Here is a 23,970-nt window from a genome sequence, read left to right on the forward strand (position 1 = left end):
CCAACCCGAGCCCGTCGAGCAGGCAGAAACTAGTCAGATCAGGGCAACTGAAGGTAACGTCAAGCACGTCGAGGTCTTCCAGATCAGGCGTGTAGGAACCTTCATCTTCGGAGGACCTCGACCCCTTCAACCAGCCGCCACGCCGCAAACCCGAACAACGCTACCTACACCCTGGATTGTGAAGAGCCGCCATACTTGCCGGCCTGCAGGAACTGGATACCGCGGAACTCGGTGTTGTAAGCGATGTGCGTGTGGCCAGCGAACACGGCCGTGTACTTCTCCGAGACACCTTCCGCGAACTTCTTGAACGCGCCGCCGGCGGTGATCTCCGAGGTGGCGGGGCCTTCGTGGACGAGCGCGACGAGGACGTCGGCTTCGCCGTTGTCATCGTTGCCGTCGGTCAGCTCATCGGCGACCTTGTTAGCGGTGTCGGTGATCGATTCCCAGGTGATGCCCTTGATACCGGCCGGGGAGACCAGCGAGGGCATGTCTTCCGTAATGAGGCCGACGAAGCCGACCCGCACACCGTTATCCAGGGTCACGACGTGCGAGCCCTTCAGCTCGGGCGGCGTCTCCCCCTTGACGTTGGCGCCAAGGACAGGGAACTTCGAAGCAGCAATCTTCTTCTTGAAGTCCTCCCAGCCCTTGTCGAACTCATGGTTACCCACGGAGGAGACCTCGAGGCCCATGGCGTTCAGGACATCGATCGACGGCTTATCGTCCAGGATGCTGGATTCGAACGTCGAGGCGCCGAAGTTATCGCCCGAGGATGAGAAGATCGTGCCTTCGGGGTTCTTGGCGCGTTCCTGCTTAACGAAGGACGAGATCACCGGGCCGGACTTAATGCGGCCGTGGAAGTCGGTGATGTTCAGGATGTCGATCGCCTTGGCTTCGGCAGCCATCGTGCCCATGTCGGGGCCGGTCGCCTCCTTGCCGCTCTCCTCGCCCTTGTCGGCCTCATCCTTGTCAGCTTCGCCCTTGTCGGGTTCGACCGGCTTTTCGCCCGGCTCGGTTTCTTCGGGCTTTTCGGTATCGTCGGTGTCCTTGCCGTCGGACTCATCTTCCGACCCTTCGCCGGGGGCGTCGGTCTCGGTCGGGGGCGTGGTCTGGGTTGCCTCCGGGTTGGGCGACGCGTCGCCCTCCGGGTCAGCGTAGGCTGCGCCGGCAAACCCCACGAGCGCCAGCGCGGCAGCGCTCAGGCCCGCAAGGGACCTGGTGTAAATGGATTTCGACATGAAACCTCGTCCTTTTGGTCATGGATAGGTCTGGCCGCTGGTGGCATCCGTCCCCCGCAGGCTAACCCGTGAGCTACGGAATAGGAAGAGAGTTGGCAAACGACCGGGACAATCGAATTAACTTTTCTCACCCCGTCACTCCCCCGTAACCTTCTCGTCAACTCGCGCGCTCGTTCGTGGGTGATAGAACTGCGATATGACGTCTGAGAGCTCAACTCTGCCACCCGAAGAGCGGCGACGCGCCTTCGCCGTTATTTTGGCCGCGGGGTTCATGACGTTGCTCGACGTGTCAATCGTGAATATCGCGTTGCCGTCGGTCGAGGCGTCGCTCAACGCGAATGCGACGCACATCCAACTCATCGTCGCGGGCTACTCGCTCGCGTTCGGGCTCGTGCTCGTACCCGCAGGCCGGTTGGGAGACGTCTACGGACGCAGGCGCATCTTCCTTCTTGGCGTCATTGGTTTCGTCATCGCCTCGGTGGCGTGCGGGCTGGCGCCGACGGCAGCGCTGCTGTCGATCTTCCGGCTCCTGCAAGGCGTCGCAGCGGCGCTCATTAATCCGCAGGTTGTCGGGCTCATCCAGCAGTTGTTCTCCGGTCCTGAGCGCGGGCGAGCGTTCGGGATTTTTGGCGCGTCGATCGGTGTCTCGACAGCGATCGGCCCGGTCCTTGGCGGCGCGCTCATCGGAGGGCTCGGCCCGGAGCTCGGCTGGCGGGCAGTTTTCCTCGTCAACCTGCCCGTCGGGATTATTCTCGTTATCGCGGCCCGACGCTACCTGCCGGGACACAGCCGCATGGAGGCGGCAAAGCTCGGGCTCGATATCGTCGGCCTGATACTGCTCGGCGTCACGGTGCTCGCGATCATGATGCCGTTCGTCGGTGCCGAACGCACCGGCCTGGCGGGCGCGCCCTGGTGGTGGCTGGCGATCGCGGCCGTCGGGTACGTCGCGTTCATGGCCTGGGAGTTGCGGCTCGATTCGCGCGGCGGCAGCGCCGTCGTTCCCCGCTCTCTCATGCGCAATACCGGGTTCGTGTTCGGAACGGCGATGGGCACGGCTTACTTCGCGGGGTTCACCGGCATCTGGATCGTCATCTCGGTCTATATCCAGTCCGGACTGCAACTGGGCGCACTAATCGCGGGGCTCATCGGGCTGCCGTTTTCCATCACCGCGGGCTACATGTCGGCGCGCTCGGGCCACTGGCTGCCACGCTACGGGCGTTGGCTCGTCGTCATTGGCCTAGCCGTCATGGGCGTTGGGATTGCGGCCCTTGATATCGCGTCCATCGTCGTGCCAGAACCATATATTCCCTGGGTGATGATGGCGATCATGGGCGTCGCCGGCGTCGGCTCCGGGTTCGTGATCTCCCCCAACCAAGCGCTGACCCTCGCCGACGTGCCCGTCGCGTCCGGTGGCACGGCGGGCGGTGTTCTCCAAACGACGCAGCGCGTCGGCGCCTCGGTGGGCCTTGCGGTCATGACGAGCGTGTTCTTCACGACGCAGGCCACGGCCGGAGGCGATGCCGCGAGTTCTTACGGGCATGCGTTTTCGATGGCACTGCGCGTGACCGTCGGAATGATCGTCGTCGCTCTCATCATCGCGGTGATCGATGCCAGGCGGCGCCAACACGATGCGGATGCGGAGGCGAATTCATGACGCACCGGTTCCCACTCGACGGCAAGGAATCGGTGACCCGCGCGATCCAGGCGGCCGTGGCCGCTGCCGGTGCTGCGGCTCCGACTCCGCCCGCGAAGCCGCTGACACAAGTTGGCGATCCGGCGTGGCGGCGGCGCTACCGGCGAGCCTTCCGGGAGCTCACCCGCCTCGCGGGGCCCGACGGCAATCCGGCCATGGCACGTGCGGGGCTCGACGTCCTCACGTCGGCGGCGATGACGCAGGCTTCCTCTACTCCGTCGTCCCCGAACGGCGTCAACGCAATGCCCGACGAGCGAGCGGACTCGGGTCGCTCCCAGCCGGTTAGCCCGGTTCCAACGCACACGCGCGGGATCGACCCGCGGCTCTTGACCGAGGAAGGGCAGCAGGCGCTCGAGGCCGTGACCCGGGACCCGAGCTCGTGGTCCTGCCCGGCACGCACGATCGTCATCCTTGGTGCGGGCGCCGAGCTTGCGCCGACAATTCCGCTGCTGCTGGCCGGTGCGCACGTGCACGCCGTCATGCGTTCCACGTCTACGCGGCGCGCTCACCTGCACAAGGTGGCGGCTAGCGCCGCCGGCACGCTCACTTTCGCCCCCGATCATCTCGGCGACGTGCTTGCCGATCCGTCGGCCCTAGCCGACCATCTCGCTGACCTGCCGGGCGAGATCGCGCTCGTCAACGCTCTCTACTCCCCCGGGCGCACGCACGTTCACCTCGCGCTTGCCGCCCATCTCGTCGCAAGCCGCGTGCTGGCGAAACGCCCCGGCACGCCGGTGATGCTCCTTGGCACCCCGACGGACTCTTACTGGGTCGACGGTTCGCTGCTGGACGCGAGTCTTGCGCCGCAGGGACCGAATTATCTCGCCGCCAAACGCATCGAGCGATGGAGTGCCGAGGTGCTCGCCGATGACGGCGCCCGCGTCATCGCTCCAGTCCTGCCGCCCACGCGCACGGCGTCCGTTCTCGTCTCCAATCGGATCGAGACGGCTCTGCGCGGCGCACAGATGTTCGGCATTCATGCGGCCGAACCCGCCTTCGCGGCCGGGCTCGCAGCATCCTGGCTGATCGCTGGCCTCAATACGTCGTCACTCCGCCCCTGGACGGGCTGGGCCGCCCCCTATGGCATGTGGTCGCGCCTGCCCAGCGCGACGATCCGCCTCACGCTGGGTTACCTCGCAGGCACGCTTGGCCTGCGAGGTAACCGCAACCGGTCGTCAGCCCCGAAGGGCTCCCCAGCGTCTTAGACGATGCCCTGCGCGAGCATCGCGTCGGCTACGCGCCGAAATCCGGCGATGTTCGCGCCCAGGATGTAGTCGCCGCTCGCGCCGAATTCTTCGGCCGTCTCGGCGCACTCGTCGTGGATCGACTTCATGATCTGCGTGAGCTTGCGCTCCGCCTTATCGAACGTCCACTGCTCGCGCGACGCGTTCTGCTCCATCTCGAGCGCGCTCGTCGCCACACCACCCGCGTTCGCGGCCTTACCGGGCGCAAACAGGCATTCGGCGAGCTGGAAAATCTCGACGGCCTCGGGCGTGCACGGCATGTTCGCACCCTCGGCCACGACCTTCACACCGTTGTTCACGAGCGTGCGCGCGGCCGCCTCGTCGAGCTCGTTTTGGGTCGCACACGGCAGCGCGACGGTACACGGCACGTCCCACACGGAACCGCCCGTGACGAGTTCGGCGCTCGACTTGCGATCGACATAGTCGGCGACGCGACCGCGCTCGACCTCCTTGATCTGCTTCAGCAGTTCGACATCGACGCCTTCTTCGTCGACGACGTAGCCCGACGAATCCGAGAACGACACGACGGTCGCACCGAGCTGCTGGGCCTTTTCGATCGCGTACATCGCGACGTTGCCTGACCCGGACACGACGACGCGCTGGCCCTCGAAGTCCTCGCCGTGCTCCTCCATCATCGACTCGGCAAACAACACTGTGCCGTAGCCGGTCGCCTCGGTGCGCACGAGCGAGCCTCCCCAGCCGAGGCCCTTGCCGGTCAGCACGCCGGCCTCGTAGCGGTTCGTCAGTCGCTTGTACTGGCCGAACATGTATCCGATCTCGCGGCCGCCCACGCCGATGTCGCCCGCGGGCACGTCGGTGTATTCGCCAATGTGCCGGTACAGCTCGGTCATGAACGACTGGCAGAACCGCATGACCTCGTTATCGGACTTGCCGTGCGGGTCGAAGTTCGAGCCGCCCTTACCGCCGCCGATGCCCTGGCGCGTCAGCGAGTTCTTGAAGATCTGCTCGAAGCCAAGGAACTTAATGATGGAAATGTTGACCGACGGATGGAAGCGCAGTCCGCCCTTGTAGGGGCCGAGCGCGGAGTTGTATTCGACGCGGTAACCGCGGTTGACCTGAACCTTGCCGTCGTCATCGACCCACGGGATACGGAAGACGATCTGGCGTTCGGGTTCGATCAACCGCTCCAGGATGCCGGCTTCGCGGTACTCGGGATTCGCGGCGAGCGCAGGTCCGAGCGACTCCAGCACCTCGTGTACGGCCTGGTGGAAGACATCCTCACCAGGGTTCAGGGTGCGCACGTGCTCAAAGAGCTGATCGAGATACTCATCCACGGTTCCTCCTATAGCAGGACCGTGGCGACCGGGAGACCGGACGGCCCTCCTTGGCTGAAAGTACGTCCCCAGGCTATCCAGCTATGCCAACCACCAAAGAAAGGTGACCACATAGTAAAACCGACATTTACCCTTCTGTCTCGCTCGCGCCCCCTCCGCACTTACCCGCGCGCCGTCCGCGCCCATCCACACCCGCTCTCCCCGCGCACGCTGATCCCCAGACCCACTCCGCCTTGTTGTCGCGTCGTGCATCCCCTGTGACGCTGACGAAACACCGGCGGCCGAAAGGAGGACCACATGGACGCCAACCAGCTCATTGAGCATTTCACCATGGACGACGGACATCTGGACCTCCGCCTGTTCGAACTCATCAATGACACTCTCGACGCGAGCGCCGCGCTGACCTGGTCCCGGCCCGACGCTCCGAGCCACCTCGAGGCCGTCCGCCTCGCCGAGCGTCTCACCCGCGCGGTCGCCGTCCTACGCATGACACTGTTGCGCGACGCCGACGACGCCAAGGCCGCCAAAGCCGAGGGCGGCTACCTGCAAGATATCGTCGCCGAAGCAGCCAAGTCGCTCCCCAAGCACGCCGCCAACGACATCTTCGCCGCCCACGATGCCGCAGCCTTCCCCACCGCCCTGGAGGCCTACCGCACCGGCCGCATCGGCCGCGGCCACCTGACAACAGCCGTGCGCACCCTCAAGAAACTGACACGCTTTTTCGACGACGACGCTTTCGCGGTCCTTGCCGCAGACCTCATCGAGCGCGCGGCAGCCGTCGACCCGGTGGCCTTCCGCGTCGACTGCAATGACCTCGTCGGTCAGGTCGACGACCTGGCGAAGAAATCGATGGACGAGATCCGCGCCGCCCGCATCGAGCAGTCGAAGGCGGACCGCGGCATGACGATCGTGCCGCGCGACCCGAACCATCCCGAGTACGGCACCGACGTGCAGATGCACCTCGCCGGCGGCGATACCCCGCTCTTCCAGGCCGTCATCGACCGCTACGCCGAACGGATTCGCCGGTTCCGCCTCGCCAACGGGCTACCCGCGATGCCGCTGCGCGAGCGCCGCGTCGCCGCGATGATGGAGATCGCGAAACAGGCAGCGACGGACACCGAACGCTCCCGAGCAGCCGAAGCCGCCCTCGCTCTCGGCGATGCCGCACCGACGCCTACATCCGAGCCGACGACGGGTCCCTCCGCAGGCGAAGAAGCCCCGACAGCCGCAGACGCCGAAGTACCGGCCGCCGCAGAATCATCCTCGGCCCGCACACGGAGCCGAACTGCCACGCGCTCCGCACCTCCCGCCGCCACGCAGCCCATCCCCGAACCCAGTTTTGATCTGACGAGCCCGCTCTTTGACGACCTCCCGATCCCGGACGATTACGACACGGCCCCGGATTGGGTGAAGGAAGTGATCGACGCGGCAGAGGCGGAGCGCGCCGCCGAAGCAGAGGGCACCCCCGAGCCAGACAGCACCACCGAGTCGGACAGCACGATCGAAGCAGCAGCTGCCACCGAGTCAGAGCGCACCGCCTCGCCAGAGCAAACCGCAGAAGCCACCCCCAGCCACTCGACCTCTGATGACGCACCGGATTCCACGGCGCGGCTCGCCCGCGGCAGCCTCCGTGAGCGCGTCCTCGCACGTGATCGCGGCTGCGTCTTCCCGGGCTGCGACGTCAACGTCGAACGCTGCATCGTGCACCACATCAAGTCGTTTTCGACCGGCGGCCGCACGACGGTACGAAACCTGTGCGTCCTGTGCAAAGCCCACCACGTCACGGTCGAACATCCCCCGGGAAGTCGCGAGTACTGGACGATCCGGATGGCCGACGACGGTATCCCCGACGCGATTCCTCCCGAGCACATCGATCCGCATCAGCGGCCCCGCCGCCACGCGAGATTCCGCACGCCCTACCGATTACCGGAGTCGCTTGCGCGCCCGCCGGGCCCGGGCCCCGACCCGCCACCGGACCTCCGCCCAGCGTCCTAGGGATGGGGAATTACTAGCCGAAGTGGCGCGGCAGCGTCGCCTCCGACGCCTCGCGCACCGCGTCGAGCGCCAGCTCGAGCGTCCCGCCCGCGACCGCGACCGACAGCGAGGTGCCGCCCGTCGCGCCAATGACGGCACACGGCACGCCGGCCTCGTCGGCCAGCTGCTGCACGGCTGCGACGTCCTGCTTATCGAGCGCCACAATGGCCCGCGCGCCGGACTCCGCGAACAGCGCCACGGCGCCGTCGATCTCGTCGCGCTCGCAGATGCCGGAAAGGTCCACCGACGCGCCGACGCCGAAGCGCAGCGCCCCCTTAAGCAGCGCCTGCGACAGGCCGCCGCGCGAGACGTCATGCGCCGCCCGCGACATCCCCTGCTCGCCGAGCGCGATGAGCACGTCGGCCAGCGCTGCCTCCGCCGCGAAGTCGACGACCGGCGGCTCGCCGCCCAGGTGCGAGTGGATCGCGCGCGCCCATTCGGAGCCGGAGAGCTCCTCACGCGTCGCGCCAAGCAACACGATGGCCTGGTCGGCATCGTTCCATCCGGAGGGCACGACGCGCGAAACGTCCTGCATGACGCCGAGCACGCCGACGACCGGCGTCGGGAAGATCGATTCGTCGCCCGTCGTGTTGTACAGCGACACGTTGCCGCCGGTGACGGGCACGCCGAGCGTGCGGCAGCCGTCGGCCAGCCCCGTGATCGCTTGGACGAGCTGCCACATCGAGTCCGGCTTTTCGGGGCTGCCGAAGTTCAGGCAGTCGGTGACGGCGAGCGGCCGCGCGCCAACGGTGGCGACGTTGCGGTAGGCCTCCGCGAGCGACGCCTGCGCGCCCGCGTACGGGTCGAGGTAGGCAAAGCGCGGGATCGCGTCGGCGGAGATCGCGACGCCAAGGCCGGATTCCTCATCGACGCGCACGACGCCGGCGTCGTCGGGCTGGGCGAGCGCCGTATTGCCCTGCACGTAGCGGTCGTATTGCGAGGTGATCCACGACGGCGAGGCGAGGTTCGGCGAGGCGGCCAGGGCCAGCATCTGCTCGCGGATCTCGTCGGGATTCGCGGGGCGCGCGAGCTTTTCGGCGGCGTCGGCGCGCACGGCATCGAGCCAGTCGGGGCGCGCGAACGGGCGGTCATAAGTGGGCCCGTCGTGCGCGACGGTCTTCGGGTCGACGTCGACGATGCGCTCGCCGAAGTGATCGATCGTGAGGCGGCCATCGCCCGTCACCTTGCCGATGACGGCGGTCTCGACCTCCCACTTGGCAGTGACGGCGAGGAAATCGTCGAGTTTGTCAGGCGTGACGATCGCCATCATGCGCTCTTGGGACTCGCTCATGAGGATCTCGCCGGCGGTGAGCGACGGTTCTCGCAGCAGGACGTTTTCGAGGTCGACGTGCATGCCGGAATCGCCGTTGGAGGCCAGCTCGGACGTCGCACACGAAATACCCGCCGCGCCGAGGTCCTGAATCGCCTCGACGAGCTCGCCCGCGAACAGTTCGAGGCAGCATTCGATGAGGAGCTTTTCCATGAACGGGTCGCCGACCTGCACGCTCGGGCGCTTCGTCGGGCCGCCCTCGTCGAAGGTTTCGGACGCGAGGATGGAGGCGCCGCCGATGCCGTCGCCGCCGGTGCGCGCACCGAACAGGACGACGTGGTTGCCCTCGCCGGTCGCGTTGGCCAGGTGGATATCGTCGTGCCGCATGATGCCGACGCACAGGGCGTTGACGAGCGGGTTGCCCTGGTAGCTCGCGTCGAAGTCGGTCTCGCCGCCGATGTTGGGCAGGCCGAGACAGTTGCCGTAGCCGCCGATGCCCGCGACGACGCCGTGCACGACGCGGGCCGTATCCGGATGGTCGATCGCGCCGAAGCGGAGCTGGTCCATGACGGCCACGGGGCGCGCGCCCATCGAGATGATGTCGCGCACGATGCCGCCGACGCCCGTCGCGGCGCCCTGATAGGGCTCGACGTAGGACGGGTGATTGTGCGATTCGACCTTGAACGTCACCGCCCAGCCGTCGCCGATATTGACGACGCCCGCGTTCTGGCCGATGCCGACGAGCAGGTTCTCGCGCATCTCTTCGGTCGTCTTTTCGCCGAACTGCTTGAGGTGGATTTTGGAGGACTTATACGAGCAGTGCTCGGACCACATGACCGAATACATCGCGAGTTCGGCGGCGGTGGGGCGACGGCCCAGCAGGTCGACGATCTGGCGATATTCCTCTTCTTTAAGGCCTAGTTCGGCGTACGGCATCTCCTTGTTCGGAGAGGCTGCGGCATCGTCGACGGTATCGGGATGATGGGCGGGCGCGGTGGCAGGCATGTAATCCCCACAAGTATCGAGGTGTAGCGGGCGAAACCGAGCATACCGCCCGGCGACTCGTGATGTCGGGCGGGCCCACCCATCGGATACGAATGCCCACCTGCACTCGGCGGGCTCGTCGTGCCTGAGGGGCCCGAGGGCTACGCCCGGCGGAGCTTGCGGGATTTACTGGCGCCGCGCAGAGTGCGCAGGATCTGCCGCGGCCGCGAGACGTGCGGGTCCTTGTTCGGCAGCGCGAGGCGGAAAATCTTTTTCGTCACCGACGCGACCTGCACCGGCATCGGGCCCGTGACGTAGGTGAGGCCGTAGCGGGCCATGATCTCGCGGATGCGCGGGGCGATCTCGTGGTAGCGCGAGCTCGGCAGGTCCGGAAAGAGGTGGTGTTCGATCTGGTGGGAGAGGTTGCCCGTCATGATGTGCAGCGCGCGCGGGCCGGAGATATTGGCGCTGCCGAGCAGCTGGCGCAGATACCACTCGCCGCGCGTCTCGCCGTCGATCGACTCCGTCTCAAAGGTTTGGACGCCCTCGGGGAAGTGCCCGCAGATGATGACGGTATGCGACCAGACGTTGCGCACAACGTTGGCGATGACGTTCGCGCCGAGGGTGGACAGGTCGAGCGCTATGAGGGAGCCGACGACGTCGCCCGTCACGAGGTGGGCGGAGACGAGGCCGTCGTCGATCATCGTCACGGTGATCGTGAAGTCGCGGGCGTCGCCGGCAAGGGCTGCCGTCCGGGGCGTCGGCCCGGTCGCGGGGCTCGAGGCAGTGCCCGGAGTTGCGGCGGACGTGATCGAGAAGGCGCGCCAGCGGCGGACCCCGTCGATGTCGACGCCGATGCGCACGTACTGGCCGGGCAGGTGGCCCTGCCAGGCTCCCGACGGGCGGAGCGTCAGGGTGGCGCTGCGGGCGGTTTCGCGAGTACGAGCGATGATGCGGGCGCGCAGATCGGCGCCGGAGCGCAGCGGGTTGATGAGGTCGAGATAGTCGCCGGGCACGAGCGGCGTCGCGAGTGAGGCCGCGATTTTGGCGGCCGACGATCGCACTCGGGCCAGCAGGACAGGCCGAGCGACGGCGACGGACGACTGGCCGTCGCGGGGCGAAAGGGTACGGCCCGAACTCATATACGACACCGCAACCTACTCCACCGTAGGTTGTCGCTTAGCGGTCCATTTTCAGCCCTCGGCGTGGAAGTTCAGTGCGACCATGCCGATGCTGGCGAGGCGACGGGCGTGCGCGATACAGGCGGCGAGCATCTCGGTTTCGTCCACCTCGAGCAGGGCCGCGAGCGCCCCGGCAATCTGCGCGACGGTGAGGGTTCCGTCGGAGGCGGAGAGCATTCCCGCGAGCTCCGTCGGGCAGGAAATAACCTGGTGCAGGCCGCCGCCCTGCGTCGCGGTGATGACCTCGGGTTGGCTCGCACCGACGCGGTAGTGGTGCTCGATCGTCACGTCGTCGCTGGTCTGGATCGTGGCGGCGGCGATCGCGTCATCGCTGGCGCGGGCGAGGCGGCGGCGCCGGGCGAACAGGCGCCAGAGGTCCTCGCCGCTCGGTGCTGCGAGGCCGGTGAGGTCTGTCGTCTCGCGCATGCCCTCGCCCGCGGGTAAGTCGGCGTCGGGGCGCGCAACGAGCAGGTATCCGAAGTCGATCCATCGCACGTCGCGGCTCGCGAAGTCCTCGAGGTAGGCGAGGTAGGTGGCCTCGCGCAGCTGCCGGTCCGGGCCGACGGCGTGGCCGCCGTCGCGCAGCCACATTTCGGCGTACTCGGCCGCGTCCTGGAACTCACGGCGCACAATCCAGGCGTCGAGGGCGACACCTGAGCGGGCCTCGGCCTCGGCGACCCAGGCAAGCGGCGCGGCAAACGGCTCCTCGCCCGTCACTTCCCAGTTGGCGAGCAGCACGGCCCGGCCGCCGGGCGCGAGGTGCTCCCCTAGCTGGCTGACGACGCGCCGCCCGAGCCCATCGCCGCTTTCGCGCATGCCGCCGTCGCGGTACTCCATGACCGGCAGGCCGGCGTCGTAGGCCGCGGCCGGCGTGATGACGAACGGCGGATTCGAGGCGATGACGTCGAAGCGCTCTCCTGCTACGGGTTCGAACAGCGACCCGGCGCGCACCTCGAGCCGCGTCTCGTCGACGCCGTTGAGTTGGGCGTTGGCACGGGCGAAGGCGAGCGCCCGTTCGGACAGGTCGGTCGCGACGACGGCGTCAGTGTAAGGCGCGAGCGAGAGCGCCTGAATGCCCGAGCCGGTCCCGAGGTCGAGGACGCGCCCCAGATCGGCTTCGCGTGGCAGCAGCGCATGCAGGGTCTGCGACGCGCCGCCGATCCCGAGCACGTGCCAGGACGGCAGCGGCCCGCCGACGACGGTTTCGGGCAGGTCGGACATGATCCAGGCCGGGGCGCCCGGGGTGTCATCGCCCGTCGGCGACAGGTCGACAAGGGAGTGATAGCGCGGTTCGACGCTAGGCGTCGGGACAGTCGCCGACGCATCAGTCGCTGCCGCATCGGTCGCCGACGTATCAGACGGCACCTGCCCGACGAGGTGGCAGGCGAGCGCGTCGGCCAGCCCGAACTGCGGGAGCGCCGCCGCCACCTGCGCGGCCGTCAGCTCCTGGCCAAGCAGGAACAGCCGCGCGAGCAGCGCCAGCGGCCGCTCATCTGCTGCCAGTTCGCGTCGGGCCGGCGCGAGCTCTTCGCGCGCGAGCGCCGCCACGGCGAGCGGCGAGAGCAGCGAATCGAGGCTCTCGGAGGAAAATTCGGTGAGGTCCGCCCGCAAGCGACTGGCCTGCTCTGATCGGGCAAAACTAGGCGGCGGCATTAATTCCGGCTCGCGCGCGGGGCCGCTAGCAAACGTCATGGCTCCCATTGTTTCATTTGCACCATTCAACCCCTGGTGCGTGGCGCACATCACCCATAGCCTAGGCACGCCCCTCAATTTGAAAGGACACCCATGCGATCACGCATTATCGCGGGAACCTTCGCTGCTGCGACACTCGCCGCATCGGCCATCGTGCCCGCCAGCGCCGCACCCGGGGACTCCGTCGAGCTGAATCTTTTGGCGACGACCGACGTCCATGGCCACGTCATGAACTGGGATTACTTCCGAGACGCACCCTACCCCGAAGGTAAGGAACTGGGCCTCGCCCGCGTCGATTCCATCATTCAGGCCAAGCGCGCTGCCGCGAAGAGCCCGGATTCCGTCCTGGTGGTCGACAATGGCGACGCCATCCAGGGCACGCCGCTGACCTACCTGGCCATGCAGAAGGACAAGCTCGGCTTCGACAAGCATCCGATGGCTACGGCCTTCAACCTCATCGGCTACGACGCGCTCGTCGTCGGCAACCATGAATACAACTACGGGCTGGACAAGCTCGCGAAGTACGAGTCGGAGCTCGACGCCCCGCTGCTCGGCGCGAATGTCATTGACGTCGCCACCGATAAGCCGGCCCACAAGCCGTACCAGATCTTTACCCGCACGATCGATGGCCACGAGGTCAGGTCGGCGTGCTCGGGGTTGCGCATTTCGCCCAGTTCGACGAGGACCGCCGGCACGGTGGCGTGATTGAGGCCCGCGATATCGCGTCGGGGCTGCGTCGAACCCGCCGCCGTGTTGATGGCAAAGCCCGCATCGCTCAGGCCGTCGATGATGTGGGTGGCGAAATTCTTCGTCGTCGCGTCTGCGTCGGAGGTGATCATGAGGAAAAATCCGTGCGGGCGCGAGGAGGCGGAGCCGTTGGCGTGGATGGACAGGAGGGCGTCGGCGTTTGCGTCGGCGGCGAAGGTGCCGCGTTCGTTGACACAGGGGCCGATGCCGTCATTATCGGCGCGCGACATCACGACGTCGATGCCGGCGTCGCGCAGGATCGGCAGCATGCGCGTGGCGACGTCGAAATTGAATTCGTGCTCCGGGTATCCCGAGCGCGTCGAGGTGCCGACGGTATTGCAGGCTTTCGTGCCGCCGCGACCGTCGGGCACGGGGGTGTTGATGATGCGCGGGTTTTCGGCGTTCTTGCCGTTGTGGCCCGGGTCCAGGGCGAGCCGGAAGGGCGGCGGCGCCGGAGTCGGCGATGGGGGCGGCGTCGGGGTGGGTGCGGGCGTGGCGGAGGGCTGGGTGGACGTGCCCGCGGTCGATGTGACGGTGCCGGCGCCGACCGTCGGAGCGAGCGAGTCGGTGCATGCCGTGAGCGCGAGCAGGGGCGCGAGGGCGAGCGCCGCGGTCGCGACCATCCTCGTGAGTGCCGTCGGCACGGCAGCCTTCGCGGGTGCCGTCGGTGCTGCCGGGCCCGGCGAGGCTAGTGGGACGTGACCGGCGCCGCGTCGTCGAGCTGTCACCCGTCGTCGAGCGTGCACCCGTCGTCGGGCATCAGTCACATCCGGCCCGGCCCGTTAGCGCTTATCGATGGCCGTGATGCCGCGGCGGGCGACCGAGATGCCGAGGCCGTTCTCGCCGTCCCAGCACTGCATGCCGCCCTCGGTCGAGGTGCAGCCGATGCCTTCGCCGAGGATCGCGCTCGAGCCGTAGCCGAGCGTCGTGCCGCCCTTGGGGACAGGGGCCTCGTCACACGAGAAGTGCGGCTCGGAGGCGTGCGGCCAGTGGTAGGTCAGCGGGCCTTCGCAGGTGCCGCCCTGACCGTCGACGTCGGTGATGTTGTGTTCGTAAATCGTGCAGCTGAACGCGTGGGGGCCGTCGCTGCGGCACGCGATATTGCCCGAGGGTGCGGTGAACTGCGAGACCGTCGGGGTGTCTACGGGCAGGAACGGCATATCCGCGGGTGACGTCGTCGGTGATTCGCTCGGCGTCGGCGACTCGGACGGGCTTTCAGACGGGGACTCGCTCGGAGATTCGCTCGGGTCCGTCGACGGCTGCTCACTCGTGGCGCTCGTCGTCGGGCTGGGCGAGGCGGACGTGTCCTTGTCCTCCCAGGGGCGCCACAGCATGAGGATCACGGCGAGCAGGACGACGACAAGGCCGATGAGCGCGCCGAGCACGACCGAGGATGCGACGGAGCCGGAGCGGCGGGGCGGTTCGCCGCCGCCCCCGTGGCCGGTCGCGGCAGCTGCGGCCGGGGCGGCCGCGTAGCCGGCGGCGTGCGGGGAGTCCTGTCCGGTGTGGCCGTAGGTCGGCTGGTAGCTGGCGGGCTGGGCCGCGCCTGCGGCGGCGTCCGGCAGGGTCGTCGTCGGGGCGTCCTGTGCCGAATAGGGGTCGCGGCTCGCGTCGGTCGCGGGCACGAAGGCGGCGCCGGCGCCCAGGACGCTCGCGCGCTGGGAGTCCGCGTCGCTCGCCTCGTCAAAGCCGGTGGCGGCGGGCGTCTGAACGGTCGCGTCGTCGTCCTGGGTTGCGGAGGTCGTCTTGGCGGGGGCATCGTCGCGGCTGGCGAGCGCGGCGTTAATCTCGGGGTCGTCCCACGACCCGAGCCAGGTCAGCAGATCCGGGTACGCCGCCGGGTGGGCGGCGACGGCCGCACGCAGGTCGGGGCGCTCCCCCGCGATGCGGTGCAGGTCGGCGGCCGTGGCGTCGGGGCTCACGACGAGGTCCGCGTCGGGGTCGGACGCGGCTTCTGCGGAAGTGGAGTCTGCGTCGGAGGTGTCATCGGCGCAGGGTGTACTCGCGGCGACCAGCGGGCAGTCGTCGGCCCGCTCTGGCTCGTCGGCGAACCTCGACTCGGCGGCGGGCTCAGAATTGTCGTACAGCTCAGGCTCGTCGGCAGGCTCGGGCTCGTCGGCAGGCTCGGGCTCGTCGGCAGGCTCGGGGTCGTCGGAGACGAGCGGCGCGTTGCTTTCGGGAGATGGCTCCTCGGTGGGGTCGGTCGTCGGCGCCCAGATTGAGGTCGCGTCGGCATCACTGCCGGCCGGGGTTCCGTCGACGCGCGTCTCGTCAGCGGGAGTCGCGTCCGCCGGCGTCGGGTCGAAAGGAGTGTCGCCCGCGAGCGCCGCATCGATCGCCGAATCGCCCAGCCCACCGAGCCAGTCGCGCAGCGCGGGATAGAGCTGGGGGTGCGCCGCGATCAGGGGTCGCAGGTCGGGGCGCTCCGAGGCCATGCGGTGCAGGTCCGCAGGGGTCGCGTTCGGATCGCGAACGAGGGCGTCGTCGCGCGAGGATTCCGCGTCCGGGTGAGACGAGTTCGGCGCCATGGGGATTATCCTTCCGCAGGGTGGATTCCAGCGTCTATATGAGGGATTGCGCCCTTGGCAGGGCGGTTATACCAACGCTATCGCCCGGAAAGTTGGAATGTAAAGGGTTAATCCTTTGCAGCGCGGATGATGATGCGGGTGTCGGCGAGCGCCTGAACGTCGGCCGCGAGCTCGTCGAAATCCCAGTCAGGATCTGCGTTTTCGGGCCGATACGGCCGGGAGCCGTCGGCCGTGCGCGCCTCCTGGAGGGCGAAGGCGTCGACGCCGAGGTCGAGGGCGCGGCGGGCGCATTCAAGGATCGTCGCGCGCGTGTGCGAGCCAGGGTAGACCGTCATGCGGGCTTCGACTGTGGGTGTGCGGCGGGCGTCGAGCAATGCCTCGAGCGCCAGCCAGGCACGCTGGCCCATGATCTCGGGGACGCCGACGACGCTCGGGTAGTCGGCGGGCTGGCCCTTGACGTCGAATCCCACCCAGGACAGCTGCGGCGCGATCTCTGCGAGGCGCTTCGGGAAGCCGCCGCCCGTGTGCAGGCCGACGTCGAATCCGGCCGCGCGCACCGCGGCGATCGCGGCGGGCAGCGCCGGATGGCGGGTGGCCTCGCCCCCGGAGAAGATGACGCCGTCGAGCAGGCCGCGGCGGCGCTCGAGCAGTTGCAGCACGTCGTCGAACATTCGCGTTCCGGGCGCTCGGCAGTCGAGCAGGCCCGTGTTGTGGCAGTACGTACAGCGCCAGGGGCAGCCCTGGACAAACACGGTCGCGACGAGTTTGCCCGGCCAGTCGACACTCGAGAGCGGGACGAGCCCCGCGATCGGGAGGTCGGTGGCAGCGACGGCCCCGCGGGCAGCGCGGAAGGAGCGCTCGGGTGCCGACTCGGGCGCGGGGGTGGGCGCCTGGTCGGGTACGAGCCGCTGCTCCGCGGGTACCATCGTCGTCATCTCAATTCCTCCTAAGTTAGGCGAGGACCGGTTCGTCGAACATCAAGCGTTCGGCGTACTCGCCCTGCTTGCCGATGTTGAACGAGGAGACCGGGCGGAAGTAGCCCATAACGCGGGTCCATACCTCGCAGGCCTGCGTCTCGTCGAACTCCTCCTCACAGCGCTCACACGTGAAGTGCTCGCCGGCGAGGTATCCGTGCGTCGGGCAGATCGAGAACGTCGGCGTGACCGTGATGTAGGGCAGCCGGAAGTTCGCGAGCGCGCGGTGCACGAGAGTCTTGCAGGCTTCGGCGGAGGAAACCTTCTCCGGCAGGTAGAGGTGCAGCACCGTGCCGCCGGTGTACTTGCCCTGGAGATCTTCCTGCATTTCGAGGGCCTGGAACGCGTCGTCGGTGTAGCCGACGGGCAGCTGCGAGGAGTTCGTGTAGTAGGGGTTCTTGTCCGTGCCGGCCTGCATGATGCCCGGGAAACGCTTGCGATCTTCCTTCGCGAACCGGTAGGTCGTGCCTTCGGCGGGCGTGGCCTCGAGGTTGTACAGGTGGCCGGTCTCTTCCTGGAAGCGGACCATCGTGTCGCGGACGTGGTCGAGGAGCTCGACGGCGAGGGCGTGTCCGACCTCGTCGGTAATGTCGTGCTCGTCGAGGGTGAAGTTGCGGATCATCTCGTTGATGCCGTTGACGCCGATCGTCGAGAAATGGTTCTCGAGCGTGCCGAGGTAGCGCTTCGTGAACGGGAAGAGGCCCGAATCGATGTGGTGCTGGATGACGACGCGCTTCTTTTCGAGCGTGTCGCGGGCGATCTCGAGGAGCTCGTCGAGGCGGGCGAACAGGGCGTCCTTATCCTTGGCGTGCCGGTAACCGAGGCGGGCGCAGTTGATCGTCACGACGCCGAGCGATCCCGTCTGCTCCGCCGAGCCAAACAGGCCGTTGCCGCGCTTGAGCAGTTCGCGCAGGTCGAGCTGCAGGCGGCAGCACATCGAGCGGATCATGCCCGGGTCGAGCTCGGAGTTCAAGAAGTTTTGGAAGTAGGGCAGACCGTACTTCGCGGTCATTTCGAACAGCCGGGTAGCGTTCTCGCTGTCCCAGTCGAAGTCCTCGGTGATGTTGTAGGTGGGGATCGGGAACGTGAAGACGCGGCCTTCGGCGTCACCCTCGGTCATGACCGCCATGTAGGCGCGGTTAATCATGTCCATTTCTTCCTGGAGGTCACCGTAGGTGAAGTCGCAGGGCTCTTCGCCGATGAGCGGGGCTTCGTCGGCGATGTCCTTCGGGCAGGTCCAGTCGAAGGTGAGGTTCGTGAAGGGCGTTTGGGTGCCCCAGCGGGAGGGCACGTTCAGGTTGTAGATGAGTTCCTGTATGCACTGTTCGACCTCGTCGTAGGTCATGTTGTCGAGCCGGACGAACGGCGCCATGTAGGTATCGAAGGAGGAGAAGGCCTGCGCGCCGGCCCACTCGTTTTGGAGCGTGCCAAGGAAGTTGACGATCTGGCCGATGGCGGAAGAGAAATGCTTGGGCGGGCGGGCGGCGATCGCGCCGGGCACGCCGTTGAAGCCCTGCTCGAGCAGGCTGCGCAGCGACCAGCCGGCGCAGTAGCCGGCGAACATGTCGAGGTCGTGGATGTGCAGGTCGCCCTCGCGATGCGCGGCGCCAGCTTCCGGGCGGTAGACGCGCGAGAGCCAGTAGTTGGCGATCATCTTGCCCGACGTGTTGAGCATCATGCCGCCGAGCGAATAGCCCTGGTTGGCGTTCGCATTGACGCGCCAGTCGGAGCGGTCGAGGTACTCCTCGATCGTCGAGACGGCGTCGACCTTGACGGGGGTGGGGGCGCCTTCCTCCGGCGCGGGTGTGGGCTTCGAGTTCGTGACGGAGGCTGTCATCGCTACTTCCTTGAAAGCTGGTGATCGGTTGGCTCTCTAGTGCCGCGCGTTTTCTGAGCGCGCCCTACCGACGCTAGACGAACCACTACATCTTGTGGAAGCGACACGCGTCCACCACCGCATGTTGTGTTTTGTTTTTTCGGCTTTTGTCTCGGTTTCGGGACCTTCGTCCCGGTGAGGCACAATGGCGTGCATGACTGAGCCGGCCCGTTGGCAGCGCATTACGAGCGCAGATCCTGGCCATTCGACGCGGTATATCAATCGTTTCAAACAGCTCGCGGCGAATGGCTTCGACCTGTTTGGGGAGGCGCGCGCCGCCGATGCGATGCTGGCGCGCGGGTCCGTCGTCGTCGATGCGGGGTGTGGGCCGGGCCGGATTTCGGTCGAGCTGGCGCAGCGTTCCCATCGCGTCGTCGGGCTCGACATCGATCCCCTGTTTATTACCGAGGGACGGCGCGTCGCTGCCGAGCACGGGGTGGCGGCGAGCGTCGGGGACGACGGGGCGCTGGAGGATGTGCCGGAGGCCGGGCAGGTCGCGTTCAAGCAGGCCGACATCACCCAGCCGTTTGGGCTGTCCGTCGGCGCCGATCTCATCTTGTGCGCGGGCAACGTCATCACGTTCTTGGATGCGCCCGGGCCCGCCGAGTTTTTGCGGCATGCGGCCGACGCGCTCGCCGAGGGCGGCCGAATCATCATCGGATTTGGGTTGACTCGCGGATACTCGCTGGCGCAGTACGAGGCGGACCTGGCTGCGGCGGGGCTTATCGTGCAGTCGCGATTTGCCACGTGGCAGTTTGAGCCGTTCACCGACGAGTCGGATTTCGTCGTCGATATTCTTGCGCGTCGTTAGGCGCGGCCATCCCAGTCGCTGCGGATCAGGTCGATCTGGCGCAGCAACAGGGCCGTGAGGCCAAGGAAGAGGAGGACGGCGCCGGTGGCCGCGACGATGCCCATGCCGCCGTGGCCGGACGCGCTCGTGAGTACGCGCGTCGTTGGGATGCCGGGGACGAACGGTTCGACGAGCAGGCCGCTGAAATTCAGGCGGATCGCGGCGGCCGCGACGCCGAGCGCGCCGAGGACGGTGGCGATCGTGCCGAGCGTGAGCGTCGTGAGGCGCAGGCGCGCGGTGGCGATCGGGCCGGATTCGTTCGGCGAGAGCATGAAGCCCCAGGCGGTGGCGACGAGGACGGCGGCGATGACGTCGGCGGGGCGATGCCAGCCGTTGATGAGCGTCGTCAGGCCAATGAAGCCCGTCCACGCCGTGCCGACCAGGACGCTGACCGTGCGCCAGGCGGGCGGGACGACCATGATCGCCGCGACCGCCGTCGCCGCGGCGGCCGTCGTGTGACCCGAGGGCAGCGAGGGCGGCAGCGCCCAGCCGATGCCGAGGTCGGGGCGCGAGAGCAGGAACGTTTTTAGCAGTTGGGTCGTGAGGTTGGCGCCCGCGAGGACCGCGACGGCGCGGATCGCGAGTTGCCAGCGGCCGCGTAGGACTGCCAGGAGCGCGACCGCGAGGACGATCGCCGCGAGGCCACCGAAGGAGATCACGGTGTGCGTGACCGAGATGGACGACGGGTCGAAGGCCGCGAGGTCCGTGAGGCGGTGCATCGCGAGCGTGTCGAGGGCCTGGCCGAGGCGAGTGTGGACCGCGAGACGCCACAGGAGAAACAGGCCGAGGACGCACGTGGCAAGTCCCGTCATGCGTCGGCGATGGGTGCGGCGCCGCCGCCAGGTGCCGGACGCGAGGCGCGCCGCGGTCGCCGAAAGCGCCGGGCGGGAGCTGGGCGAGCCGGACGGCGGGCGGGCCGTGGGCTGCTCAGGCGGCTTCGAGGCGGGCACGCGAACAGTGTAGAACACCGGCACAATGGGGCCATGCAGGATCTAGTGGACGTGGCGCGCGCGGTATTTGGTGCCGAGCGGATCGCGCATGTCCACGAGGCGGCGTCGCGCCCGGCTCGCTACGGTGATTGGCCCGCGCACGTGCACGCCGACGTGGCGGCGGCGTACGAGCGGATCCGAATCTCGCGGCCGTACACGCATCAGGTGGCGGCGCTGGAAGCGATCGCCGCGGGGCGCACGACCGTCGTCGCGACCGGGACGGGATCCGGTAAGTCGCTTCCCGTGTGGGCGTCGATCCTGTCGGAGGTGTCGGCACATCAGGAGGCGGTCGCGGGCGGGCGGGCCGGGTCGATTGCGCAGCGCATGGTGCGCCCGACGATGCTCTACATTGCGCCGACGAAGGCGCTGGCGGCCGATCAGTTGGCGGCGGCGCGCGGCGTGATTGCGGCGGGCGCGCTGCCCGCGGTGGCGGCGACGTGCGATGGCGATAGTGCGCCGATGGAGCGGTCGGCGGCGCGCGCTCGGGCGGATATCGTCGCGACAAACCCGGATTTTCTGCATTTTTCGCTCCTGGCTGGGCATCATCGGTGGGCGCGGTTGCTGCGTGGGCTCTCGCTCGTCGTCGTCGATGAGGCACATACGTACCGGGGGCTTTTTGGGGCGCATGTCTCGCTGGTGTTGCGACGGTTGTTGCGAATTGCGGGGCATTATGGCGCGGCGCCGCGCGTCGTGCTGCTGTCGGCGACGGCGGCGGATCCGGGGGCGTTGGCGCAGACGCTGCTCGGGAGCGCTGCGGTGGATCCGGTGGCCGTGACCGAGGATGGGTCGCCGGTGGGCGCCAAGCGGATCGTGCTGGTGAGGCCGAAGAAGGAAGCGGCTGCGGCGGGCGGTTCGGCGGCGGGCGGTACTGCGGGTACGGCGGGCGGTGCTGGCGGCGGGGACGTCGCCGATGTCATGGCCGCGTTCGTCCGGCGGCAGGCGCGCACCCTCGCTTTTGTGCGCTCCCGCTTTGGGACCGAGGCGCTCGCCCTGCACGTGCGCGACCTGCTTACGGCCGGAGAGGGTAAGGATAGCGGCACCGTCGGGCGGGTTGCTGCTTATCGCGGCGGGTACCTGCCCGAGGAGCGGCGCGCCCTCGAGGCCGACCTGCGCTCCGGGGCCGTGGCGGGTTTGACCGCGACGAATGCGCTCGAGCTCGGCATCGATATCTCCGGCCTCGACGCCGTCATCACGTCCGGCTGGCCCGGGTCGCGGGCGTCGCTGCTGCAGCAGGCGGGTCGGGCTGGGCGCGTCGGACGGCCCGGGGTTGCGATCTTCGCCGCGAGTGAGGATCCCCTCGACCGGTATCTCGTCGAGAATCCGGCCGAAATTTTTTCTGCGGGCGTCGAGGCGAGCGTCATCAACGTCGCCAATCCGCACGTGCTCGCCCCGCACCTGCTCGCGGCGGCGAGCGAGCTGCCGCTGACCGAAAAAGATTTTCCGCTCTTCGGGGGTGAGGCGGCGCGCGAGATGATCGACGACCTGCTCGTGCGGGACCTGCTGAAGGCGCGGCCCGCCGGGTGGATGTGGAATTCGCTGCTGCCGACGCGGGCGCACGACCTCACCGACCTGCGGGGGTCGGGGGCGCGGGAGGTCGCCGTCGTCGAAACCGAAACCGGCCGACTCCTCGGGACCGTGCCTGCGGACTCGGCCGATTCGGCCGTCCACCCCGGGGCGATCTATCTGCATCAGGGGCGGCAGTTCATCATCCGCGAGCTCGATGAGCAGGCCGCTGTCGCCGAACCGATCGCGCCGCAGGAGCTGCGTACTGTCGCGCGCGGTGAGACGCGGGTGCGGATCGAACGCAGTCTTGCGGAGGCGGCGCCGTTTTCGCTCGCGCAGGTCGAGGTCGAAAAGCAGGTGACGGGGTTTTACCGGCGTCGGGCCAAGACGGGCGAAATCATTTCCTCGCAGACGCTCGACATGCCGACGCGCGTGCTGCAGACCGTCGCGTGGTGTTGGCAGGTGCCGACCGGGACACTCGAGGCGGCCGGGGTGGCGGCGGCCGATGTGGCCGGGGCGCTGCACGGGGCCGAGCATGCGCTCATTTCGATGTTGCCGCTCATTGCGCTGTGCGACCGCAGCGATATCGGCGGGGTGTCCTATGCGCTGTACGGCGAGCAGCTCGCGCCGGCGATCTTCGTCTACGACGGGACGCGCGGCGGGGCGGGGTTCGCGGCGCATGGGTTTGCGGATCGGGCGCGCTGGACGCGCCTGACGGCAGAGCTCGTCTCGTCGTGCCCGTGCGAGGCGGGCTGTCCGCGGTGCATCGTGTCACCCAAATGCGGCAGCGGGAACGAGCCGCTGTCAAAGGCCGGGGCGATCACCGTACTCGCGCTTATGGCGGACCAAACTGCGGAGCTGCGCGGGCGCTCGCGCTGACCGTCCCGAGGCTGAGGACCGGTGCGCTCGTCGTGACGAGGAGGTCGAGGCCGCGGCGCTCGCAGCTGGACAGAGTGGCGTCGTTGCGCGCGGCGATGCGCGCGGCGCGTTCGCAGCCGTCGGCGAGGTGCGGCCCGGCGGAAAGCGCGATGACGTCGGCGACTGCTTGCATGCGGCCGCGTTCGGCGCGCACGGCGGCGAGGGTGGTGAGCGTTGCAACGAGGAGGGTCACCATCGTGAGGGTGGCCGCGGCGATGAGCGTGATCGAGCCGCGCTCGTCGGCAATGGCTCGGCGTTCGTCGGGAATGGGGGTTGTCATGGGGTGCCTGCTTCGGCGGGCACGGTGATGGTGGCGGCGACGTTGAAGCCCGGGATCCAGGAGACGGTCGGGCTTGTCGACGTCACCGTGACGCGGACCCAGGTGCCGCCCTCGGCCGCGATCTGCGTATCGCAAGTGCAGACGCGGGCAGCCGTAGCGCGGGCCTCAGCGAGACTCTCGCCGATCGCGAGGGAACGGGCCGCGGCGCGCGCCCCTTCCGTCACCGCGAGCTGCTGGCTGCCGGCCAGGGCCGTGGCGAGGAGGATGAGGACGAACAGCACGACAACGGGCAGGACAAGGGCCGTTTCGACCGTTACCGAACCGCGTTCTGCTGGGCGCGCGCCGGGGCGTCGGTTCATTTCGTGTTCAGCGCCTTCGAGATGATGCCCGTGAGCAGGCCGCGGATCTCCGGGGAGGAGACGACGGCGATGAGCAGGGCGGCGAAGGCAGCGGCCGCGAGCGCCGCGATGGCGTATTCCGCGGTGGCCGAGCCGCGCTCGCTCAGCGCAAGCCTGCGGGTGGTGGCGCGGGCCGCGAGGCCGTGGGCGCGGGCGGCGAGGTGGTGGAGGCGGGAGCTGAGGCGGTGGGCGCGGCGGATGAGGGCGGCGTAGTGGTGGTGGATCGAGGTCATGGTCTCTCCTTGGGTCGTCGCGCCGTGCGGCGCGCTCGGCGCGGTG

Annotated in this window: 18 protein-coding genes; 5 read left to right on the forward strand and 13 right to left on the reverse strand. The window is 68.2% G+C overall.

Annotated features, from left to right (window positions below; all coding sequences use genetic code 11):
* Positions 1–164: 164 nt before the first annotated feature.
* Complete coding sequence (locus BSZ39_RS03280; RefSeq protein ID WP_073715963.1) at positions 165–1,235, reverse strand: bifunctional metallophosphatase/5'-nucleotidase; 1,071 nt, start codon at positions 1,233–1,235, stop codon at positions 165–167.
* A 196-nt stretch (positions 1,236–1,431) separates the two neighbouring features.
* Here BSZ39_RS03280 and BSZ39_RS03285 point away from each other — a divergent pair, with 196 nt between their 5' ends.
* Positions 1,432–2,889 carry an MFS transporter gene (locus BSZ39_RS03285; protein WP_073715964.1) on the forward strand — a complete coding sequence of 486 codons (1,458 nt, stop codon included), beginning with the start codon at positions 1,432–1,434 and terminating at the stop codon, positions 2,887–2,889.
* Entirely contained in the window at positions 2,886–4,133 is a 1,248-nt protein-coding gene (locus BSZ39_RS03290) for a hypothetical protein (RefSeq protein WP_073715965.1), read from the forward strand. The genes BSZ39_RS03285 and BSZ39_RS03290 overlap by 4 nt, the downstream gene beginning before the upstream one ends.
* Here the strand turns inward: BSZ39_RS03290 and gdhA are convergent.
* The gene (gdhA, locus tag BSZ39_RS03295; protein ID WP_073715966.1) at positions 4,130–5,467 is read right to left on the reverse strand and encodes an NADP-specific glutamate dehydrogenase; all 1,338 of its coding nucleotides are present in this window, start codon (positions 5,465–5,467) and stop codon (positions 4,130–4,132) included. The genes BSZ39_RS03290 and gdhA overlap by 4 nt on opposite strands.
* Positions 5,468–5,764: 297 nt before the next feature.
* Here gdhA and BSZ39_RS03300 point away from each other — a divergent pair, with 297 nt between their 5' ends.
* On the forward strand, positions 5,765–7,462 hold the full coding sequence (locus BSZ39_RS03300) for an HNH endonuclease signature motif containing protein (RefSeq protein WP_073715967.1): 1,698 nt from the start codon (positions 5,765–5,767) through the stop codon (positions 7,460–7,462).
* 13 nt (positions 7,463–7,475) lie between these two features.
* Here BSZ39_RS03300 and purL read toward each other — a convergent pair whose 3' ends face one another.
* The 7 genes from purL to BSZ39_RS03340 form a co-directional block, all read right to left on the reverse strand.
* Positions 7,476–9,776, reverse strand: a complete 2,301-nt coding sequence (purL, locus tag BSZ39_RS03305) for a phosphoribosylformylglycinamidine synthase subunit PurL (RefSeq protein WP_073715968.1) — start codon at positions 9,774–9,776, stop codon at positions 7,476–7,478.
* Between the two features lie 140 nt (positions 9,777–9,916).
* A complete protein-coding gene (locus BSZ39_RS13155; protein WP_083602903.1) occupies positions 9,917–10,897 on the reverse strand; it encodes a fatty acid desaturase in 981 nt (326 codons plus the stop codon).
* Between the two features lie 51 nt (positions 10,898–10,948).
* On the reverse strand, positions 10,949–12,628 hold the full coding sequence (locus BSZ39_RS03315; RefSeq protein ID WP_073715969.1) for a DUF7059 domain-containing protein: 1,680 nt from the start codon (positions 12,626–12,628) through the stop codon (positions 10,949–10,951).
* A 497-nt stretch (positions 12,629–13,125) separates the two neighbouring features.
* The gene (locus tag BSZ39_RS03325) at positions 13,126–14,103 is read right to left on the reverse strand and encodes an N-acetylmuramoyl-L-alanine amidase (protein ID WP_143180347.1); all 978 of its coding nucleotides are present in this window, start codon (positions 14,101–14,103) and stop codon (positions 13,126–13,128) included.
* Positions 14,104–14,157: 54 nt separating this feature from the next.
* Positions 14,158–15,903 (reverse strand): variant leucine-rich repeat-containing protein, encoded by a 1,746-nt coding sequence (locus tag BSZ39_RS03330; protein ID WP_073715972.1) that lies wholly within the window; start codon positions 15,901–15,903, stop codon positions 14,158–14,160.
* Between the two features lie 107 nt (positions 15,904–16,010).
* Positions 16,011–16,838, reverse strand: coding sequence for an anaerobic ribonucleoside-triphosphate reductase activating protein (locus tag BSZ39_RS03335; RefSeq protein WP_245792408.1), 828 nt, complete (start codon positions 16,836–16,838; stop codon positions 16,011–16,013).
* 16 nt (positions 16,839–16,854) lie between these two features.
* A complete protein-coding gene (locus BSZ39_RS03340; RefSeq protein WP_073715973.1) occupies positions 16,855–18,714 on the reverse strand; it encodes a ribonucleoside triphosphate reductase in 1,860 nt (619 codons plus the stop codon).
* A 193-nt stretch (positions 18,715–18,907) separates the two neighbouring features.
* On the opposite strand from BSZ39_RS03340, the gene BSZ39_RS03345 reads away from it, so the two are divergent.
* Positions 18,908–19,564 (forward strand): class I SAM-dependent methyltransferase, encoded by a 657-nt coding sequence (locus BSZ39_RS03345; protein ID WP_073715974.1) that lies wholly within the window; start codon positions 18,908–18,910, stop codon positions 19,562–19,564.
* Here the strand turns inward: BSZ39_RS03345 and BSZ39_RS03350 are convergent.
* Positions 19,561–20,553, reverse strand: coding sequence for a phosphatase PAP2 family protein (locus tag BSZ39_RS03350; RefSeq protein WP_143180348.1), 993 nt, complete (start codon positions 20,551–20,553; stop codon positions 19,561–19,563). The two genes, BSZ39_RS03345 and BSZ39_RS03350, sit on opposite strands and share 4 nt — an antisense overlap.
* Positions 20,554–20,586: 33 nt before the next feature.
* Between BSZ39_RS03350 and BSZ39_RS03355 the strand changes: the two genes are divergently transcribed.
* On the forward strand, positions 20,587–22,974 hold the full coding sequence (locus BSZ39_RS03355) for a DEAD/DEAH box helicase (RefSeq protein WP_073715976.1): 2,388 nt from the start codon (positions 20,587–20,589) through the stop codon (positions 22,972–22,974).
* Here BSZ39_RS03355 and BSZ39_RS03360 read toward each other — a convergent pair.
* The 3 genes from BSZ39_RS03360 to BSZ39_RS03370 are packed head-to-tail and all read right to left on the reverse strand — an operon-like array spanning position 22,931 to position 23,924.
* Positions 22,931–23,293, reverse strand: coding sequence for an Rv3654c family TadE-like protein (locus BSZ39_RS03360; RefSeq protein ID WP_073715977.1), 363 nt, complete (start codon positions 23,291–23,293; stop codon positions 22,931–22,933). The two genes, BSZ39_RS03355 and BSZ39_RS03360, sit on opposite strands and share 44 nt — an antisense overlap.
* Entirely contained in the window at positions 23,290–23,652 is a 363-nt protein-coding gene (locus BSZ39_RS03365) for a TadE family type IV pilus minor pilin (protein WP_073715978.1), read from the reverse strand. Before BSZ39_RS03365 ends, BSZ39_RS03360 begins: the two co-directional genes overlap by 4 nt.
* Positions 23,649–23,924: a DUF4244 domain-containing protein gene (locus BSZ39_RS03370; RefSeq protein WP_073715979.1), complete on the reverse strand. Its 276-nt coding sequence runs from the start codon at positions 23,922–23,924 to the stop codon at positions 23,649–23,651. Before BSZ39_RS03370 ends, BSZ39_RS03365 begins: the two co-directional genes overlap by 4 nt.
* Positions 23,925–23,970: the final 46 nt, after the last annotated feature.

This window comes from Bowdeniella nasicola (genome assembly GCF_001907295.1).
Taxonomy (GTDB): Bacteria; Actinomycetota; Actinomycetes; order Actinomycetales; family Actinomycetaceae; genus Bowdeniella; species Bowdeniella nasicola.